The organism is Hydrogenophaga sp. NH-16 (assembly GCF_004006415.1).
GTDB classification, from domain to species: Bacteria; Pseudomonadota; Gammaproteobacteria; order Burkholderiales; family Burkholderiaceae_C; genus Hydrogenophaga; species Hydrogenophaga pseudoflava.
In genome coordinates this window covers 3,745,351-3,764,894 of the sequence record NZ_CP029344.1, presented here as the reverse complement: position 1 = coordinate 3,764,894, position 19,544 = coordinate 3,745,351, and the positions used below count along the sequence as shown (strand labels likewise).

Below are 19,544 nucleotides of genomic sequence, written 5' to 3'. Positions count from 1 at the left end.
CGGTCGTTGGCCGATGGCTTCAGGCCTGAACCGCGCGGTCCAGCGCCTGGTCGATGTCCCAGAGGATGTCGTCGATGTGCTCCAGGCCGACCGAGATGCGCACCATGTCCGGCGGCACGCCGGCCGCGAGCTGCTGCGCTTCGTCGAGCTGGCGGTGGGTGGTGCTGGCCGGGTGGCTGATGAGGGTGCGCGTGTCGCCGATGTTGACCAGGTGGCTCATGAACTGCGCGCTCTCGATGAATTTCACGCCCTGGGCCAGACCGCCCTTGACCCCGAACGCGAGCAGGCCCGAGGCGCCGCGCATCTGCCGCTTCATCAGCTCGTGCTGCGGGTGGTCAGGCAGGCCGGGGTAGTTGACCCAGCCCACGCGCGGGTCGTCCTTGAGGTACTGCGCGACGGCCAGCGCGTTGGCGCAGTGGCGCTCCATGCGCAGCGGCAGGGTTTCGACGCCCTGCAGGATCTGCCAGGCGCTGGTGGGCGCGAGCGCCGCGCCGAACACGCGCAGGCCTTCCATGCGGCAGCGCATGGTGAAGCCGAAGTTGCCGAAGGTCTCGTAGAACCTGACGCCGTGGTAGCCGGGCGAGGGCTCGGTCATGCCGGGGAACTTGCCGTTGTCCCACGGGAACGTGCCGCTCTCGACCACCACGCCGCCCAGCGTGCTGCCGTGGCCCGCGAGGTACTTGGTGGCGCTGTGCACCACGATGTCGGCGCCGAAGCGGATCGGGTTGCACAGGAAGGGGCTGGGCACGGTGTTGTCCACCACCAGCGGCAGGCCGTGCGCATGGGCCACGTCGGCAATGGCCGTGATGTCCAGCACCACCATGCTGGGGTTGCCCAGGGTCTCGGCAAACAACGCGCGGGTGTTGGGGCGGATCGCGGCGGCGAAAGCCTCGGGGTCGGTGGCATCGACAAACGTGGTCTCGATGCCGAACTTCTTCAGGTTGACGGCCAGCATGGTCACGCTGCCGCCGTACAGCGCGCCGGCCGCGACCACATGGTCGCCGGCCTGCAGCAGCGTGGTCAGCGCCAGCGCTTCGGCCGCCATGCCGCTGGCCGTGGCCACCGCGGCGCGCCCGCCTTCGAGCGCCGCCACGCGCTCTTCCAGCGCCGCCACCGTGGGGTTGGACAGGCGCGAATAGACGTTGCCGAAGGTCTGCAGGTTGAACAGGCTGGCTGCGTGTTCGGCGCTGTCGAACACGAAGCTGGTGGTCTGGTAGATGGGCAGGGCGCGCGCGCCGGTGGCGGCGTCGGGGATCTGGCCGGCGTGGATGGCCAGCGTCTCGGGCTGGAAGTTGCGGTCGGCCATGGTGTCAGACCTGCTTCGGCCGGTGGGCCGAGATGACCTTGGTGTTCACGCCGGCCCAGTTCAGGCCGCCGAAGAGGCGCGCGTGTTCGATCTTCACGCAGCGGTCCCAGACCGAGTCGAGCCCGCCCTCGGTCGCGATGCGGTCGGCCTCCTCGCTCATCAGGCCCAGCTGCTGCCACAGCGTTTTTGCGCCGATGGCGACCGCGCTCCTCGCAATCGCCGGGATCTCCTCGACCTTGCGGAACACGTCCACCATGTCGACCGGGAAGGGGATGTCCTCCAGCCGCGCATAACTCTTCTCGCCCAGGATCTCGGGGTAGCGCGGGTTCACCGGCACGATGCGGTAGCCGCGCTCCTGCATGTACTTGGCGGCGAAGTAGCTGGGGCGGTGCCATTCGGCCGAGAGGCCGACCACGGCGATGGTGCGGTCGCGCGCGAGGATGCCGCGCAGGGTGGGGATGTCGTCTTGCATGGCCCGACACAATACCGCCATGGCGAGCGAACGCAAGGCACTGCCTGTCATCGACACGACCCGCTGCACCGGCTGCGGCTGGTGCGTGGCGGTGTGCCCGCCGCACGTGCTCTCGCTGGCGGTGGTGCCGGGCTGGCAGAAGAAGAGCACGCTGCACGACGAGGCCGGCTGCACCGGCTGCGCGAAGTGCGCGGTGCGCTGCCCGTTCGATGCGATCGCCATGCAGCGCCTGGGCGGCGGTCCCTTGGACGAGGGATGAAGCCCCCGCGCGAGCGTCCTACAGTGGCCCTCCGGCTTCCTCGGGGAAGCGTTTCACATCGGAGGTTCCATGGACATCACCGACATGATCCGCGCCGTCCAGGGCGCGCTGGGCATCGAGACCGACGGCCGTGCCGGACCACAGACCTGGGGCGCCATCTACGCCGCCCTGGTCAAGCCGACGATCAACCGCAAGCCGCCCGAACAGGCCCTCTCCGCGGTGGACCCGCGCAGCGAAACCGCCATCGCCACCCTGCTTCCGGAGGCCCGGCCCATGGCCCGGGCGCTGGTGCAGAAGGCCGCCGCCAGCGGCATCCAGATCAAGGTGATCAGCGGCACCCGCAGCTTCGCCGAACAGGACGCGCTGTTTGCCAAGGGCCGCACCACACCCGGCCCCAAGGTCACCAACGCGCGCGGCGGCTTCTCCAACCACAACTTCGGCATCGCCTTCGACATCGGCGTCTTCAGCGGCAACAGGTACCTGCCCGAGTCGCCCAAGTACAAGGCGGTCGGCGTGCTGGGCATGGAGCTGGGGCTGGAGTGGGGCGGCAACTGGACCACCATCGTCGACCAGCCCCACTTCCAGCTGCGCCCGGCCTGGGCACAGGACCTCCCGGAACGCGAGATGCTGGCGAGCCTGCGCGAGCGGCTCGCCAGCGGGCAACCGGTGTTCGCCTGAGCGACACCGGCCGCCGGCTCAGGCCGGCATGGGCACGATGAAGGCCGGCCCCGACTGCTGGCCGGTCTGCCCGGGCACCGGCTGGCCCAGGTTGTTGTAGCCCGTCACCGTGAAGCTGTAGGTGAACGGCCCGCCACCGGCCGACGGCGGCTGCACCAGCACCACGGTCTTCTCTTCGAGCTGGCTGGGCGTGAACAGCACGCTGGCGAAGTCGGGCTCGTCGCCCGGCCCGCGCAGGTCCACCTTCAGCGCGAACAGCGCACCCAGCGTGGCCTGGGGCAGACGCACCCGGATGCGCTGCGTGACGCCGACGCCGTCCATGATCACCGCCACGTTGCCATCGGCCGCCACCTGGCCGGACTCGAACACCGAACCGTCGCCGCGCACCACCGTGGTCTCGTAGGTGAAGGGTGGCGGCTCGGGCGCCAGCGTGGGGATGCGCAGCGAGCGGCGGTCGAGCCGGGTCTCGTCGTAGATCTCCTGGAACTCGCGCCGGTAGCCCGAGGCCGGCTCGTGGTAGCGGATGTCCACCACCGCCTCCATCAGGTTGGTCTGGTCCAGCAGGGGGATGAGGCGGATGTTGAGCTCGCCCTCGAAAGGCTCGTTGATGATCACCGCCGGGTCGGCGGTGGTGACCCAATCTTCCTGCACGCGCAGGTTGCCAGACTTGAGGAAGTAGCGCGCCCGGTAGCGGAAGCTGCGGGTGGCGTTGTTGGCCAGGCGCAGGCGCCAGTGCTTGGTGGCCTCGCCGGGCTTGAGCAGCAGGGTCTTCTCGACGCGGAAGGCGTTGGACGGGTCGTCGTAGACCAGCTCGACCTCGACCTGCGTGATCTCGCCGCTGTCCATGTCGCCCAGCGACACCTCGACGTCCATCAGCTCCACGTGGTCGAGCGGCGCGATCACCAGCTGGCGCGCGCGCTCCACCACCCAGCCGGTGGAGACCTGCGTGTTGGCCGCCGTCCAGTCGCTGTTGGGCGTGAAGGTGATGTCCAGCTTGTAGCGGTAGCTCAGGTCGCGCCGGTCGTTGAGGAAGGTGGTGAAGGTGCGCGGATCGGTCTTGCCGGGCACGAAAAGGAAGCCGTCGACGTGCAGGGCGTCCTCGTTGGGCGGGCGCTCGCCGGGGTATTCCAGGTTCACCGCCACGCTGGCGATGCCGGCCTGCGCGAGGTCGGTGCCCATCGATACCGTGGCGATCAGGCGCTGGAAGAAGCTGTCGTCCAGGCTCACGCTGCGGATGCGGTCGGCCAGGTTGAAGCCCGCCACCACGGTGCCGAACATGCCCTGCGGCGCGGCCGTGCGCGCCTCGGCCGACTGCATGGAATAGTCGAAGGTGCGCACCTGCAGTTCGTCCTGGTGCACGAACTTGAGCGAGAAGGCCACCTGGAACGGCGAGATCGAGCTGTTGCCCGCCGGGCCCGATGCGCCCCCGCTGCCGGCGTTGGCGGCGGCCGCGCTGCGGTTGACGGTGCTGGTGGAGGGCACGCCCTCGGACGGCCCGTGCACCGCCGGCGCGGTGGTGGGCGTGGCGGTGGACGGCGCGCCCATGGGCGGCGCCAGCGCGGTGCCGGTCTGCGGCCCGGTCAGGCCGCCGAACAGCGACTGCAGCTGGCCCAGCATGCCCAGGTTGCCCGACTGGCGCGTCATGAAGCTCGGCGGTTCCAGCGCCGATTCGAAGAAGTCCTCCAGCAGCTTGGTCTGGAACCACTGCCAGGCGTCGTCGGCCTTCTTGCGCAGGTCCTCGTCGTCGGTGAAGTTCATCACCTCGATCTGCACCGAGCCGTTGTCGCGCAGCTTCTGGAAAGCCACGCCGATGTCGGCCGCCAGGCTGACCATGCCGATCGATCCGCGCGCGCCCAACTCGGCCTCCAGGGTCTCGTAGACGCGCTTGTACTCGGCGCGGATCTTGATGCGGAACGAGGGGCGCAGGCCCAGGAACTCCAGGTTGTAGATCACGCCCACCGGGCTGATGCCGGTGCGCAGGCCGGCCTCCATCAGGGTGGCCGCCTCGCGGTCGAGCATCATGGCGAAGGTGGCGCGGTTGAAGCCGAACAGCGAGGGCTGGGTGGCGCCGTACACCTCCTCGTAGAGCTTGAGGCCGCGCGCCGCGGTGGGCGATGGCGCCGGTGCGCCCGCGGGCGGGTCCTCGGCGGAGTCCTTGACCACCGACAGCCTCACGCTGCCCTTGCGGAACTGGATCGGCACCAGCTTGACGTCGCCGTCGGCGAAGCGGCCGAGCTCGCCCTTGATGCTGCTGAGCGTGCGGTCGTCGACGCCGAGGTCGACGGTGAAGGCCATGAAGCCGCCGCCCAGCGACTGGCCGCCCGCGTCGGGGTCGAAGTCGGGGTTGTCGGTGATGTCGCGCCGGTACTTGAGGAACAGGAACTCGGGCACGCCGTCGTTGAGGGCGAGCCGGGGCCGCTCGGGCACGTAATAGAACAGGTTGGTGTCTTCGTGATCGCGGTAGATCATCAGGCCACGGATGGGGCCGATCGGTGCGTCTAGATACAGCATGTCAGGCTCCTTGGTGGTCAGGCGGGGTGGTGGAACCAGCGGATCCAGTCGCCCAGGTCGTTGTCGCCCATGGACTCCAGCGCCTGGGCCGGGTCTTCGTAGCGACGGGGCGGGGCGGCCGCGCCGCCATTGGGTGCGGCGCCAGCGGGTGGTGAACTGCCTGCGTACTGCGGGTTCTTGAAGAACACCCGGCCCGACTCGCCGCGCAGCGCCACCACCGCATGCAGACCGGTGTGGGCCGCGTCGCTGGGCGGCGCGCCCCAGTGCACCACCAGCAGCATCGGGTCGCGCGCCTGCTGGATGCGCTGCACGAAATCGTTGCGCAGCGCGTCGGTGGGCTGCGGCGCCTGCTGCGTCGAGTGGGCGCGCCCCAGCAGCCCGCTGAGCGCCCGCTGCAGCTGCGCCGCCGTCACGCCGCGCCGCATGGTTTCCTGGAACACGGTGTTCACGCCGTTGGGCGCGTCCGGCGGTGCCGACGGGTCGTACTCGGGCCAGGCGCTGCCGCGCGCATAGCGCAGCACGGCCGACTGGAACCCGAGTTCGGCGTTGGTGCGCACGAAGAAGGGCAGCGAGGCGGCGCCGGCGTAGCGCGCCACCTGGTAGACCCCCGGCGGCACCTCGATCTGGTCGCCATTGGCCAGGGTGGCCTTGGCCTCGCGGCCGAGCAGGCCGCGCAGCAGCCGCACGTACTCGGACGCATTGGTGTTGATCAGCAGGGTCTGCACGCTGGTGGGCCCGCAGGTGCTGGCCGTGCCCTGGTTGGTCTGGCCGTTGGGGTCCATGATTTCGGTCAGCGCGTCGTCGACCAGCTGTTCGGCGGCGGTGACACCGGCGATGTCGGGGTGCGGATCGATCTGCAGCAGCGCCAGCAGGTGGTCCACCAGCAGCTCATGGTCCTTCAGATCCGGCTGCTTGAGGATGGACATCTCCAGGTTGGCGGCATTGCGAAAGCGCGTGTCCAGCAGGGTCGGCAGCTTCTGCCGCGCGCCCGGCCCGGCGAACAGCCACAGCATCAGGATCTTGCCGCGCGTGGCGGTCTCGATCTCGTTGCTGAAGAAGCGGTGGCTGAACACCCCTGCCAGCGACTGGCGGTCGGGCGAGTCGGCCGGCAGGTTGTTCCACAGCCATTGCAGGAAGGCCCCCCAGGGCACCGGCATGGCGTCGACCGCAGCCTGGTCCGGCGCCACATGCGAGGCGGCCGACAGGTTGGTCTGGATGATGGCCAGCCGCTGCGCCAGCGGGTCGTTCTGGAAGCTGGCGTCGGGCGGCCAGATCAGCACCGAGGCCGCGCCGGTGGGGTTCAGGCGCACGCGGTAGTAGAGGTTGGGCGACATCGTCGACTGGCCCACCCGCGCCTTGCGCAGCTCCTCGCGGTAGCCGTCCCACAGGGCCTGGGGCATCTGCCAGCGCGCCCGGTTGCCGGCCAGCCGGATCACCTGCACCGGCAGCTGGATGGGCTGGTTGCCGCCCGCGGCCTTGGTGATGGTGACGTCCAGCGCCTGACCGGTGTTGTAGTAGCGCAGCGGCACATAGCCGGTGCTGGGTGCGAGCAGGGCCTGCGGGTCCCAGGCGAGTTCGATCACCGCCTCGCCGTTCTCGTTGGCGCTGATCTCGAAGGTCGGCGGCGTGTCGGCCTCGGTCCAGTTGTAGAGCATGGTGCGGATGCGCACCCAGTTGCGGCTGGCGAAAGCCGGGTAGTTGTAGGCCACCGCGGCCTCGATGTCGAGCTTGCCGTGGCCCCAGTTGTTGTTCGGTGCGGCATCGCCGGTGCCGGTCTGCGCGTCCTTGCGGGCGGTGGCCTGCAGGCCCAGGCGGATCTGCTCCTGGCGCAGGGTGGGGTTCTTCTCCAGGATCAGGGCCACGGTGCCGGCGACCATGGGCGTGGACATGCTGGTACCGGCCATGAGCTGGTAGGTGCCGCTCGCGTCGGTGGTGCCGGGGCTGGTTTCGTCGATGGACATCGCCGACATGACGAACTCGCCCGGGGCACTCAGGTCCGGCTTGATGCGGCCGTCGCGCGTGGGCCCGCGGCTGGAGAAGTCCGACAGCGTGCCCTTGTTGCCACCGGCATCGGCACCGGCACCGGTCTTGGTGCGGTAGCAGCCCACCGCGATGGCCTCGCGCGCGCTGGCGGGGATCGCCACCGACTTGCTCACCGTGTCGGGGCTGCCGGTCCAGACCGGGTTGCCATCCACCGGGCGCTCGATCCAGGCGTCGAACGGCACGGCCGTGGTGCCGGCGTTGGTCAGCGTGATGCGCCAGGTGCCGCTGGCAATCGACGCCGCCGTGCCCCGGGTCAGCCGGATCAGGATCTCGTTGTCGTGGTTCTGCACGCTGTCGATGCGCGAGTCGATCGCCACCACGTTACCGCCGGCCAGGGTGTGGACCAGCGTGGTCGGTGCCGCCGCTGCGGCCGGCGGCGCCACCACCGGCGTGGCCACGCCCGCCGGGTTGGTCACGGTGATCGACAGCCGCTGGTTGCCGGGGTACCAGAGGTCGATGGTGTCGTCCACCACGTCGCCGGCCGGCACGCTGAAGGTCTGCACCAGGTTGCCCGAGGCCGGCACGCTGCCGCTGACCGCGATGGCGTTGTCGGCCTGGTTGCCGGCCGAACAGACATAGGCCCGGCCGGGAAAACCCAGCTCCCGGTTGATGGCCTGCTCCAGCAGGGTCGTGCCGTCGTGGGGGCCGACGTTCATGCTCTGGCTCTGGTTGACCACCACCGGCCGGTTCAGGGCGGCCGCCACGCTGTAGATGTAGTGCAGGGCGTCGACCGTGCGCACCGAGTTGGCCAGCTGCAGCGTGCCGTCGCTGCCCCGGCTGTCGTTGCGCACCATGATGATGTCGGCCTCGGGCGCGACCCCGGCGAAGGTGCCGGCCGCGCGGCCGTTGCCCGCCGCGATGCCCGCCACGTGGGTGCCGTGGGCACCACGGTCGCGGTGGCGCACCACGCTGTGGGGGTTGGCGTTGCCCAGGGCGCTGTTGATCTGGGTGTCGGTGTACTCGACGCCGTAGCTGTAGCCGGCCGGCGCCGCCTCGCCCGCCGCCGGCACGAGGAACTGGTCCCAGATGCGCAGGATGCGCGTGCTGCCGTCGGCCCTGCGGAAGCTGGCGTGGGTGTAGTCGATGCCCGAATCGATCAGGCCCACGATCACGTTGCGCCCCCGGTAGGCGGTGGGCGGCGTGCCGATGCCGGGACTGCGCGTGTTGCCCAGGTGGGCGTCGGCCGTGGCGATGTCGAGCATGGGATGCATCAGGCGCGCGCCCTCGATGCGGACCACACCTTCAAGGACCGCGAGGGCGTCGATGGCCGACACCGCGATGTCGCCCGTCAGCACGTCGTCGGTCCGGCTGGCGATCTGCAGGCCGGCCGTCACGAGCGGGCCGGTCTCGCCGTTGAACTGCACCAGCACCGACACGCGCTGGCCGTCGGCCGAGAAGCCGTAGCGGTCCAGCAGGTCGGCCGGCAGCTGGTTGCCGGCCTTCAGCCGGAGGTTGAGATTCAGGGAGGCGTCGATCTTGCTCATGATGGTGTTCTCCAGAGATCGAAGGGAGGGCGGGTGCGCCGGCCGTCAGGGGTTTGGCCGGACGCCGTCGGCGGGTGGCCCGCCGTCCGTGTCCGGTGCCAGCGGCGCGGCGGCCGACAGCGCCCGGACCGATGGCAGGCGCGCCAGCTCGGCCAGCGCCCGCAGCGGCAGCCGCAAGGTCTGCAGGTCGGTGGGCGCGGGGCCCGCCGCGGCCGTGGGCGGGCGGTTCCAGACACCGCCGAGCCGGGCCACCTGATCCAGGTCGGCCGCGGTGGGCGTGGACGCCCATTGCAGGAGCACGTCGACCACCGGGTTGTCCTGCGGCGCCAGCAGGCGGATCTGCAGGCTGGTCGGTGCGTCGATCTTGTTCAGGTAGGAGGTGTCGTCGTTGTCCATGAGGCGCTCCGGTGGTCAGTGAGGGGGCGACGCGTGGCCGCCGTGGTGGAGGGTCTGCTTGGGGCCGCGCAGCACGAAGTGCACGGTGTCCAGCGAACCGTCGGGGTGCAGGCTGATTTCAAGGGCCGCGCCGATCACCTGCGACGGCGGGTCCGGCAGGTCCGGTGCCAGCAGCTTGTAGAGCGCCTGGGCGAAGCAGCCGTCGCCCCCCAGGCTGTGCACCGCCTCGGTCAGCCGGTCGCACTTGTCCCGCGTCTCCGGCACCAGCGCCCACAGGCTGCTGGCCACCCGCAGCGCGGGCTGCTCGCCGCCGGGGCCGCGCAGGCCCAGGCTCCAGGGCCGGCTGCGCGGCGGCAGGGGGCGGCCCAGCAGGGTCGCCCAGACATCGGCCACCGTCGACCAAGCGGCCGACAAGCCCAGCAGGCGCAGCGCATCGGCCGCTTCGGCCTGGCGCGGCAGGTGGTAGGAGAACCAGGGCTCGGTCTTGTGGTCGGCGTCGATGCGGTAGAGGGTCGCCAGCGCACCCACGCGCCGGTGCAGGCCCTGCTGCGGACGCTCCCAGCCCCATGCCTGCGGCTGCCAGCCGGGGGCCCCGATCACCACCTGGCCCACCTCCTGGCCGTCCAGCCAGTGGGTCCAGCGCTGCGCGCCCGGGGCACCCGGGCGCCGGGTCCAGAGGTGGAGGCGGCGCGCACCCGGCGCCTGCACCGACACCAGCGCGCCGCTGCCGGCCTCGATGCAGGTGCGGAATGAGAGGTCCGAGGCCAGGGCGTCGCCTTCGACCCGGGGCACGAAGGCGCGCGGCCCGAGCCCGGCCAGCAGGCCCGCGTGCTGCATCCATGAGGGTGTGGTCTGCATGATTCAGCCCCTGGGTGGAACGGTCGAGAGCATGAGGAAGCGGTCGCGCGTCGAGCGCCGGCCGGAGCTCTTTTCAAAGCCGGTGTTGAGCACGTAGGTCAGCTCGTAGGTGTAGTCGCGCAGGGACGCGTCCTGCAGCTTGACGCGCCAGGGCGCGCCGATGCCGGGTTGCACGAAGGACTGCTGGTCCTCCTCGTGCACGTTGTTGGCGTCGTCGTCGTAGCGCAGGGTCAGCACGAGGCGCTCGACGCCGTTGACTGACAGCGGCGGCCCCACCAGCTCGGGCTGCACCTCCATCAGCTTGACGAAGGTCTCGCCCACGGTGAGCGTGCTCTTGTCCTCCTGCTGGAAGCCGGTGGACGTGACGTTGCCGTCGACGTCGATGATGGTCTGGCCGTACTCGTAGCGCCGCCTGGACGGGTCGACCACCGGGATCTCCCACACCTGGGCGGTGTGGATGTTGGTGGTGTCGAACACGATGGACTCGGTGGCCATGACGCCATTGGCCGGGTCGCTGTAGCGCAGGTCGACGATCAGGTTGAGGATGCGCGTGCGGTCACCCGCGACGACGATGCGCACCTTGGGGCGCGGCGGCATCGGGTCGCGCACGATCACCAGATCGCTGGCGGTGCGCTGCCAGCCTTCCTCCACCGTGCCGCCACCGGCCTTGAGGTAACTCAGGCGGTAGTCGATGCCCGGGTCCGCCGCCTTGTCGGTGCGCAGGGCCATGCGGAAGCTGCTGTCGCCCTTGTGCAGCAGCTTGGAGTCCTCGTGGGTCCACGCCCCGGTGCTGTGCCGCAGGTGCACGAACACGCCGGAGTAGCGGTCCCAGGGAAAGTCCGCGTCGACCTGCACCTCCAGCGCCAGCCGCCGGTACAGCTCGTCGGGCGAGATCACCAGCAGCTGCGAATCGTGCGGGCGCCAGCCGCTGCTCACGCTGTGGGTCGGTCCGGGCAGTGCCGAGGGCTTGAAGAAGACGCTGTAGCGGTAGAAGTACTGGTGCCCGATGTCCGGGTTGTACCAGGACGAGCGCTTGACGCGGTCGTCGGGCGAGTCGAACAGGAAGGACCATTCGGCGTCCGGGTCGGCCAGCGGATCGAAGTGGTCGGGCGCGCGGTACTGCACGTCCAGCGCCACGCTGTGGATGGCGTCGCCGGCGTAGTCGGCGTTGACCATGGCGTCGAAGGTGGTGGTGTTCCAGAGCGCGTCGTTGCCGTCCACCACGGTCACCACGTCCTCTTTCGTCAGGCCGAAGTCCTCGAAGAACAGGCTGATGTGCGCCTGCGGCGCGATCTTGCGCGAGACCGCCTTGTTGACCGTGTAGTCGACCTGGATCGAACGGATTTCCTCGGTGCTCACCTCGCGCCGGCTGTAGCCCGCGCTGGGCCAGAGGTGGACGATGTTGCGGACCTGGCGCGCGGTGCTGAGCACGGTGCTCACGGTCTGGTCGTCGGGTGTGGCCTCGTTGGGGTTGGGCGCCGGCTCGAAGAACTTCTCCAGCACCAGCTCGGTCAGGTCCTTGCGCACCTGGTTGAACTCCTCCTCCACCACCGCCGCCTCTTCGCCTTCGAGCTCCAGCGAGGCCTTGATGCTGATGATCTTTTTTTCCTCCAGCCGCTCGACGATGTCGTCCAGGTCGACCGTGACAAACACGAGGTCGAGGCCGAAGTGCTCCTGGATGAAGTGGTAGACCTGTTCCCAGTCGGCCTGCACATCGACCCGGTAGGCGGTCTGCATGCCCACGAACTCCAGGTTGTAGACCACGCCCGCCGGCATGAAGCCCTCGAAGGCCCCGTAGAGCAGCTTGGTGGCCTTTCGGCTGAGCATGGCGCTGAAGATGGCCCGGTTGTCGCCGTACAGCGAGGGCACGCCGCTGGACTTGAGGAAGGGCACCCAGCGCTGTTTGTCATCCACCGGGTCGGCCGGGGCCGGCGGCGGGGTCGGGTTGGTCGGGTCCACCGGTTTGGGCAGCTCGGTGGTGCGGTCCAGAAAGGTCAGCTGCACGGTGCCGCCCTTGTAGGGCAGGGGCGCCAGCCGCGGCGTGTCGGCCAGGTCCATCTCGCGCTTGATGAAGCGCTCGGCCTTGCGCACCGCCTCGCTGTCCCAGGCCAGGTCGGTGTCGAACACCAGGAAGCCGGCCACGTCGTCCTCGGCGGCCGTGCCATCGGGGTTGCGCTCGATCTCGTCCTGGGCTTCCTTGAGGATGATGAAGCGGATCGCGGGGCGGCCCTGCTCGTCCACCGAGAGCTTGGGCCGGTTGGGGAAGTAATAGAACTGGAGGGGGTCGTGAAAGTCACTCATGACCGTCATTCCCTCGACCTGGAAATAGGGTGGGCCGAACGAGAGCATGGTGTTCTCCTGTCAGGGGTCAGGGCTGGGGCGCCAGCTCGGGCACGAACTTGGGCAGCGGAAAGTGCTTCTTGTCCGTGCGCACCGGCGTCTGCGGGAAGGCCGTGCCGTCCTTGTTGAAGTAGGTGATCTGCAGCTCGTACCCGGTCGGCGAATCCGCCCGCACGGGGATGCGGAACACCTGGTCGACCGGCTCGGTGAACAGGAAGGAATCGTTGAAGCGGATCTGGTTGGCCGCGTCCTCGTAGCGCACGCTCACCTCCACCACCGGCGTGTCGATGAAGCTGACGAAGCGCGGCAGCAGCGTGACCTTGATCTCGGGCGTGAGCAGCCGGGGCAGCACCACCTCGGTCCGGTCGTCCACCACCTCGGGCTCCTTCACGGTGCGGCCGTCGGCGGTGTGGAAGGTGACCTGGTAGCGGTACTGGCGCGGGCTGTTGTCGGCGATCGGCACGCGCCACTCCTCGATCTTGTCGCCCTTGACGAAGGTAAAGGTCTCCACCTTCTGGATGCTGTTGGCCGCGTCGGCGTAGCGCATCGTGGTCTCCACCACCGGGCTGGCGTCGAAGTCCACCACGTTGGGCAGCAGCTTGACCACCAGCTGCGGCACGGTGCGCACCACGATGGGCAGGGCCTGGTCGCCGTCCATCCGGGTCCACTCCCCCTCGCGCAGGTCACCGTTCTGGAAGGTGGTCAGCACCTTGTATTCGAACTGGCGCACCTGGCTGTTGCGCAGCACCACCGACCAGGTCTTGAACTCGTTGATGGCCTTGAGCGAGAAGGCCTCGTCGGCGCGGTAGTTGTTGGCCGCGTCCTCGTAGCGCAGGCTCACCACCGACTGCACCACGCCGGCCCAGTCGCCCGTGGGCACGAGCCGCACGTCGAGCTTGTCGTACAGCGGCGCGTTGATCAGCAGCTGCCGGGCCGTGGTGTCGGTCCAGTCGGTCTCGATGCGCTGGCCGTCCTTGAGGAAGAAGTGCGAGCGGAAGCGCACCGGCCGGTCCCAGTTCGTGAAGATGACGCGGTTGTAGGTCTGCTCCTGCTGCCCGTCGAGCAGGCGGAAGGTCTCGATCTCCTCGTTCACGCCCGAGCTGGTGTCGGCGTAGCTCACCTCCACCTGCACCTGGTCGACTGTCTGCGCGAAGTCGATCTGACCCGCCAGCAGGCGCACGTGGACCCGGCCCGCGTCGGGGATCGAGAGATTGAGCTGCGGCGAGCGCTCGCGCTCCCAGCGCGTGAAGTCGCCGGGCGGCTTGCCCTGGAAGGCGATGCGGTAGCGGTACTGGTACTCGCGCTTGGCGCCGATCAGGCTGGGGTCCCACTCGCCGCGCGTGCTGTCCTTGCTGAAGGTGAAGGTCTGCTGCTTCTCCACCATGTCGCCGTTCTCGTCGCGGCCTTCGTACTGCACCTGCGCCTCGACGAAGGCAATCGGGTTGTGCTCCCAGTCGGCGAAGGCCGAGACCTTCAGGCCCAGCGTCATGAAGAAGGGGTCGTTGAGGTCGGCCACGCGCACGTACTTGCCGATCTCGGCGGCCGACATGCCGGCGAAGAAGGACTGCATGGTGCCCTGCGGGTGCACCGGCCACTCGGCGATGCTCTTGATTTCCTCGTGGTAGGAGATGGAGGTGAACTCCATCTCCTGCTCGGACTTGAAGAAGTACACCTTGCGTTCGTCGTCCATGGCCACCGGGTCTTCGGTGGCGGCGGGCGCGTCCTCCTTCTTGAAGAACTTCTCCTCCATCAGGTTGGTGACGATCTCCATCGCCGTGGCGCGCAGCTCGTTGACGAACTTGTCGTCGAGCTTGAGCGTGCCGGTGTCGAAGCTGATCTTGATCAGGTTGGACTCCACCGCCATCTTCAGGTGCTGGTCGAAGTGGTAGAGCTCGTCCTCGTTGCATTCGTTGCCCTCGAAGTCGTGCATCACCGCGCGCAGGCCCTGGTAGACGCTGCGCGTGTCGGCCTCGATGGACAGGCGCACCGGCGGCAGGCGGGCCCACATCTTGAGGTCGAAGCGCACCTGGATCGGCGTCAGGTCGCTGCCGCCCGTGCCGTCGCGGTTGACCAGGGTCTTCTCCATGAAGGTCGCGCCGGCCTCGGTCAGGTCCATGTTGGCGCTGGCCACGTTGCTGCCCACCAGCGACAGCGGGCCTTCGACCACGCGGTGGCTGACCAGCGAGGCGGCCTGCGGCGCGCTCACGCTGAACGTGCCTTCGGTCCAGGTGGGCACCGAGAGGATCACCGTGGGCGGCTTGTTGCCGGGCGGCGCTTCGGGCGCGTCCGGCCGCAGCCCGAGCTTGACGTCGTGGATCGACAGCGAGGTGCTCATGGACCGGTTGTTGGCGTAGGCCCAGCTGCTCAGGCGCATGCCCTCGACCCGTTCGTTGTGGGCCTCGGCCAGGGCCTTGAGGCGCCGGTACTCGTCGTCCACCAGGTCCTGCAGGCGCTGCACCAGCGCGGCCTGGTCCTGCTCGGCCACCCGCATTTCCACGTCGAAGGCCATGAAGCCGCCGCCGCGCCCCAGCGCCGGGTTGGCCACCCGGTCCTGGTCGCCGAAGGCGTACTTGATGAGCAGGAAGACCGGGTTGTCGTTCTGGTCGCGCCGGACCGAGATGTAGTCCGGGATCACGTAGAACTTCCAGAACATGGTGTCGTCCTGGTAGACGGTGACGCGCAGGTCTTCGAAATACGCGTAGGCGGGCACTTTGAGCATGGTGGTTCTCCTGGCGGTGGGTGTGCGGTGGGGTCAGGGTGCGGGCTGCCAGCGCGGAATCACCAGCAAGGGCTTGTCGGTGTGGGCCAGCGGCAGGGTGTGGGGCGTCTGGTCGGGCGCCACGAAGTAGGTGATCTGGTAGCTGTAGAAGCGGCGACTGAGGTCGCCAACCTCGACCGTCCAGCTCAGCGTCGCGCGCTCGCTGAAGGCCACCGCGTGGCTGGCGTCGATGCCGTGCACCTCGTCCTGGTAGCGCAGGTCCACCGTCACCAGCGGTGTCTGGGCGAAATCGATCAGCGCGCCGACCAGCTGCACCGTGAGCGAGCCCGGCCGGGGCGGCTGGTAGGGCGGCAGCACGAGCACCGGGTCCTCTTCCTCGAAGGGCGGCAGCACCACCGGGTCGCCGGTGGCCGGGAAGTGCGTCACCTGCACGCGGTAGCGCACCGGTGTGCCGGCGGGCACGTCCACGTTCCACACCACCGGCTGCTTGGCCCGGAACACGAAGGTCTCCTGCCGGCCGGTGGGCAGGTGGGTCAGGCCGACCTCGGTCAGCGGCGCGGCGGCCAGATCGAGCCGGTCGGGAATGATCTGGATCTGGTGGCGCGGCGGCGCCTGGACCACGATGGGCAGGGTCTCCTCGCCCGTGTGGCTCTGCCACGGTCCCTGCTGGAAGCGGCCGTCCTTGAAGCTGGCGTGCACGCGGTACTCGAAGCCCCGGCGGTTCTGGTCGCGCAGCGCCACTTCCCAGGTGCGGAACTCCTGGCTGGTCTTGAGCACCAGGCTTTCCTCGCGCCGCAGGCCATTGGGGGCGTCCTCGTAGCGCAGGTCGACGATCACCTGGGCCACGGCGTCCCAGCCGTCGCCGGCGGGCAGCAGGCGCACGCGCAGCAGGCCGCGGGCCGGCTGGTTGACGATGAGCTGGTGGCCGGAGAGTTCCTGCCAGTCGGGGTCTTCGACCACCTCGCCGCTTTGCAAACGAAAGCGCTGGCGGTAGAGCACCGGGCGCGCGCGCGGTTCAAAAATCTGCCGGTCGTACACACCGCTGGTGCTGGTCTTGTCCAACAGCACGGTCTGTTCCTGGCGCGGCACACCGGCGGCCGGGTCCTCGTAGGCCAGCAGCACCTGCACCTGGCGCACCTGGTTCTCGAAGTCGATGTCGCCCGCGCGCACCTCGACGAACACCCGGCCGGCGGCCGGCACGGAGATGTTGAGGTCGTTGCGGCTGGCGGCTTCCCAGCGGGTGAACGAGCCGAACGCCCGGCCGGCGAACTTGAAGCGGTAGCGGTATTCGTAGCCGCGCTCGTCGCCGATCAGCTTGGGTTCCCACTTCTGCGGCTGGTTGCCGGTGAAGGTGAAGGTCTTGAGCTTTTCCTGGCGGTCGCCGTTGGCGTCGCGGCCGGCGTAGCGCACTTCGACCTCGACCGCTTCCAGGCCCGCGGCGTCGAAGGGCGCGAACACGCGGGCCGTGAGGTTGAGCGACTGGAACACCGGATCGTCCAGCACCACCACGCGCACGAAGTTCGCGATCTGCGCCGCCGACATGCCGCGGAAGAAGGTCTGCAGCGTGCCCTGCGGGTGGATGGGCCAGGGCACCACGCTGTTCTGCTCCAGGCTCAGTTCCAGCTTCACGTGCATGCTGTCCTGCTGCTTGCGCAGGTACTTCTTGGTCTTGTCCCGGCGGCCCGAGAGCGCCTCGTCGGGCACGTCGCCCGAACCCGAGGGCCGGTGCGCCTCGGCCGGGTCGTCGGTGAAGAAGTTCGACTCCACCAGCTGCTGCATCACCTCCAGCGCGTAGCGCCGCAGCTCGGCGATCACCGCGTCGTCGAGCGAGCCGCTGCCGGTGTCGATCTGCACCGTGATCAGGCCGGCCACCTCGGCCGAGGCGGTGTCGATGTCGCTGTGCTGGAAGTCGTAGGTGGTGCAGTGGTCGACACCGGCGCCGTCCATGATCTTGCGCACCTGCTCGTACATGCGCTGCGAGTCGGCCTTCACATGGATGCGCACCGGCGGCAGGCGGGCCCAGAAGCTCAGGTCGTAGCGCACCTGGATCGGCGTCAGGTCGGAGGCCCCGGCGGCCCCACCGCCGCCGGTGAGGGTGCGCTCCATGAAGGTGGCGCCCTCGCTGGTGAGGTCCATGCTGAACACCGAGACGTTGTCGGCCAGCAGGGACGGCGCGCCGCTGGCCACGCGCTTGCTCACCAGCACGCTGGTCTGCGGCGCGTCCATGGCCACCGTGCCGCCGGTGTAGGTGGGGGTGCCGAAGTCCACCGGCGGTGGTGCGGTCATGCCCTGCACCGAAGCCTTCTCCTCGGCACTGCCGGCCTGGCGGCGCGCGAACTCGGTGTCCACCCAGGCCTGCAGGTTGGCGCGCACTGCCTCGCGCTGCGCGTCGTCCAGCTCGAACACCACGTCGACGTTGAGGTAGCCGCCGCCGCGCGGCAGCGTGGGGTTGCGCGCCAGCTCCTCGTCGGACAGCGCGTACTTGACCAGCAGGAACACCGGCTGGCCGTCGGCGTCCAGGCGCACCCGGGGCTGGTCTGCCACGGGGTAGAAGCGGTGCCAGAGCGTGTCGTCGGCGTAGACGGTGACGCCGTCGACGGTTCGGAAGGCGGGGACTTTCAGCATGGGGTCACCTCTGTGGAGGGTGGGCGCACCGGGGCGGTGGGGCGCGGGTTCATGTCGGCACCTGCTCGACGAGCAGTTCGGGGGTCTGGTCCACGCGCCAGGGGCCGACGCGCAGCGGGCGGGTGGCACCAGTGGCCGGGTCGCGGCCGACCCAGTGCAGGCGCCAGGCGTAGGAACGGGGCTGCAGCAGGCTGCGGCGCCAGTAGGACCAGCGGCGTGCCTGCCCCGCCTCCAGCGTCAGCAGGGTGCCGCTGGCGCCGTCGGCGGGCACGGTGTCGCTGGCCAGCAGCTCCACCGCCACCAGCGCCGTCGCCCCGGCCAGCGGTTCGGCCAGGCGCAGGTCGACCGTTTCTGGCGCCGTGGGCTCCAGCGCCCAGCCGTTCAGGCGCAGACCCTCGGTCGGCAAGGTGCCGGACCAGCAGGGTTGCTCCGCGCCGTCGCCCGCGCGGGCCATGGCCTGGGCCGTCACCGGGGTCAGGCGCTCGTCGCCGGTCAGGCACACCCAGGCGTCCGGGGTCTGCGGGTTCAGTTCGATGGATCGGGTCGGGCCGCTGGCGGGAGTCACCACCAGCCGCACCGCCACGGCGTGGGCCCAGAGCGAGGGGTCGGCCGCCACCGGCGCCGGGCGCACGCCGGCCTCGGCCTCGCCGATCACCAGCTGCAGGCCCTGCACCGGCACAAAGTGCGGCGACGACAGCGTCAGCGGCAGCTGCCCGTCCCGGGCTACCACCGCCAGCGTCCGGTACGACAGTTCCAGGCCGGCACCGAAGGCGGGGCCGACCACCGACAAGGCGTGCAGCCCGGTGTGCGCGTCGAAGCGGAACGTGCGGTGCACCCAGGCGCCGCTGGGGCCGCGGTAGCGCAGCTCCACGTCCAGCTGCGCCAGACCGCGGGGGTGCAGGGGCAGGGCGCACAGCACATGCACCGTGACGCGCTGCATCGGCCGGAACGGCATGACCACCGGAAAGGCCTGGGCGTGTCCGGCCCATTGGCGGTGGGCCTCGCTCAGCGACCAGCGCAACCGCCGCTCGACGGTGTCGGGCAGGGGCAGGTCCAGGCGCCACGACAGGCCGTCGGCCGTGTCGGTGAGCGGCACGCCGGGGTGCCACTCAAAGCCCTCGCCCACGCGGCGGAACAGACTCTGGCGCGCGCTGCGCGCGGCCTGCAGCGCCAGTGCTTCGGTGTCGGCCGGTACCGCGTCGTCCAGCAGTGGCTGCCAGCGCAGCAGGCCCGCTGGCAGGCTCAGGAAGGCGCGGTCGAGGTCCTGGGCGCTGGCCGGGCCGTCGGCGGGCAGCAGGGCCCGCAGCTGGTCGTGGAGGGTGGTGCCGGTGGTCGTCACCACCCAGGGCAGGCCGGGCCGCAGCCCCGGCACCCGCAGCCGCAGCTCCAGCTCCACCGGTTCCGGCCCGCCGGTGCCGGCCTCGCGCACCAGCGCCGTGACGATGCGGGTGTCGTCCGGACCGAGGTGGTGGGTGAGCGAGAGGGCATCGACCGAACCCACGGCCACCGGCTGCCACTGACCGGCCGCCTGCACCAGGTCGCCCGACACGCCGCGCAGCACCAGGCGGGCCTCGGCCTGCACCACCGGCGCGGGCTCCAGCGCATGGCCAGCCAGCGACGGCTCAAGCGCCAGAGCGTCGAGGCCGGCGTGGTCCAGCGCCAGAAAGGCCTGCAGCAGCCCGCCGTCCTGCGACGTGCCATCGTCCGCCGTGCGGCGCAGCAGCGTGAAGCGCGGCAGACCGTCGGCGTCCAGCGCCAGGGCCACGCGGTCCGGCAGGACATACAGCCGGTGCGCGTCCCGGTGGTCGGGGAACACGTCCGGGAAGTCGGGCAGCGGCCGGGTGAGCATCATG

Annotated in this window: 12 protein-coding genes; 2 read left to right on the top strand and 10 right to left on the bottom strand. The window is 69.9% G+C overall.

Going from position 1 to position 19,544, the window contains the following annotated elements; genetic code table 11:
- Nucleotides 1-19 precede the first annotated feature (19 nt).
- Together DD542_RS18145 and DD542_RS18140 are read right to left on the bottom strand one after the other, a co-directional pair.
- Nucleotides 20-1,306: an O-acetylhomoserine aminocarboxypropyltransferase/cysteine synthase family protein gene (locus DD542_RS18145; RefSeq protein WP_127806604.1), complete on the bottom strand. Its 1,287-nt coding sequence runs from the start codon at nucleotides 1,304-1,306 to the stop codon at nucleotides 20-22.
- Between the two features lie 4 nt (nucleotides 1,307-1,310).
- Nucleotides 1,311-1,778: a CoA-binding protein gene (locus tag DD542_RS18140; protein WP_066151869.1), complete on the bottom strand. Its 468-nt coding sequence runs from the start codon at nucleotides 1,776-1,778 to the stop codon at nucleotides 1,311-1,313.
- Between the two features lie 19 nt (nucleotides 1,779-1,797).
- Here DD542_RS18140 and DD542_RS18135 point away from each other — a divergent pair, with 19 nt between their 5' ends.
- Together DD542_RS18135 and DD542_RS18130 are read left to right on the top strand one after the other, a co-directional pair.
- Nucleotides 1,798-2,037 carry a 4Fe-4S binding protein gene (locus tag DD542_RS18135; RefSeq protein WP_079366284.1) on the top strand — a complete coding sequence of 80 codons (240 nt, stop codon included), beginning with the start codon at nucleotides 1,798-1,800 and terminating at the stop codon, nucleotides 2,035-2,037.
- A gap of 69 nt (nucleotides 2,038-2,106) precedes the next feature.
- The gene (locus DD542_RS18130; RefSeq protein ID WP_127806603.1) at nucleotides 2,107-2,715 is read left to right on the top strand and encodes a M15 family metallopeptidase; all 609 of its coding nucleotides are present in this window, start codon (nucleotides 2,107-2,109) and stop codon (nucleotides 2,713-2,715) included.
- An 18-nt stretch (nucleotides 2,716-2,733) separates the two neighbouring features.
- Here DD542_RS18130 and DD542_RS18125 read toward each other — a convergent pair whose 3' ends face one another.
- The 8 genes from DD542_RS18125 to DD542_RS18090 are packed head-to-tail and all read right to left on the bottom strand — an operon-like array spanning nucleotide 2,734 to nucleotide 19,543.
- On the bottom strand, nucleotides 2,734-5,226 hold the full coding sequence (locus DD542_RS18125) for a hypothetical protein (protein WP_127806602.1): 2,493 nt from the start codon (nucleotides 5,224-5,226) through the stop codon (nucleotides 2,734-2,736).
- A 17-nt stretch (nucleotides 5,227-5,243) separates the two neighbouring features.
- The gene (locus DD542_RS18120; RefSeq protein WP_127806601.1) at nucleotides 5,244-8,753 is read right to left on the bottom strand and encodes a S8 family peptidase; all 3,510 of its coding nucleotides are present in this window, start codon (nucleotides 8,751-8,753) and stop codon (nucleotides 5,244-5,246) included.
- 45 nt (nucleotides 8,754-8,798) lie between these two features.
- A complete protein-coding gene (locus DD542_RS18115) occupies nucleotides 8,799-9,149 on the bottom strand; it encodes a hypothetical protein (protein ID WP_127806600.1) in 351 nt (116 codons plus the stop codon).
- A gap of 15 nt (nucleotides 9,150-9,164) precedes the next feature.
- The gene (locus tag DD542_RS18110) at nucleotides 9,165-10,007 is read right to left on the bottom strand and encodes a hypothetical protein (protein WP_127806599.1); all 843 of its coding nucleotides are present in this window, start codon (nucleotides 10,005-10,007) and stop codon (nucleotides 9,165-9,167) included.
- A gap of 3 nt (nucleotides 10,008-10,010) precedes the next feature.
- Complete coding sequence (locus tag DD542_RS18105; protein ID WP_127806598.1) at nucleotides 10,011-12,356, bottom strand: hypothetical protein; 2,346 nt, start codon at nucleotides 12,354-12,356, stop codon at nucleotides 10,011-10,013.
- Nucleotides 12,357-12,375: 19 nt separating this feature from the next.
- On the bottom strand, nucleotides 12,376-15,066 hold the full coding sequence (locus DD542_RS18100; RefSeq protein WP_127806597.1) for a hypothetical protein: 2,691 nt from the start codon (nucleotides 15,064-15,066) through the stop codon (nucleotides 12,376-12,378).
- A gap of 33 nt (nucleotides 15,067-15,099) precedes the next feature.
- Nucleotides 15,100-17,691, bottom strand: coding sequence for a hypothetical protein (locus tag DD542_RS18095; protein WP_127806596.1), 2,592 nt, complete (start codon nucleotides 17,689-17,691; stop codon nucleotides 15,100-15,102).
- A gap of 49 nt (nucleotides 17,692-17,740) precedes the next feature.
- Nucleotides 17,741-19,543: a hypothetical protein gene (locus tag DD542_RS18090; protein WP_127806595.1), complete on the bottom strand. Its 1,803-nt coding sequence runs from the start codon at nucleotides 19,541-19,543 to the stop codon at nucleotides 17,741-17,743.
- Between the last annotated feature and the right edge of the window lies 1 nt (nucleotide 19,544).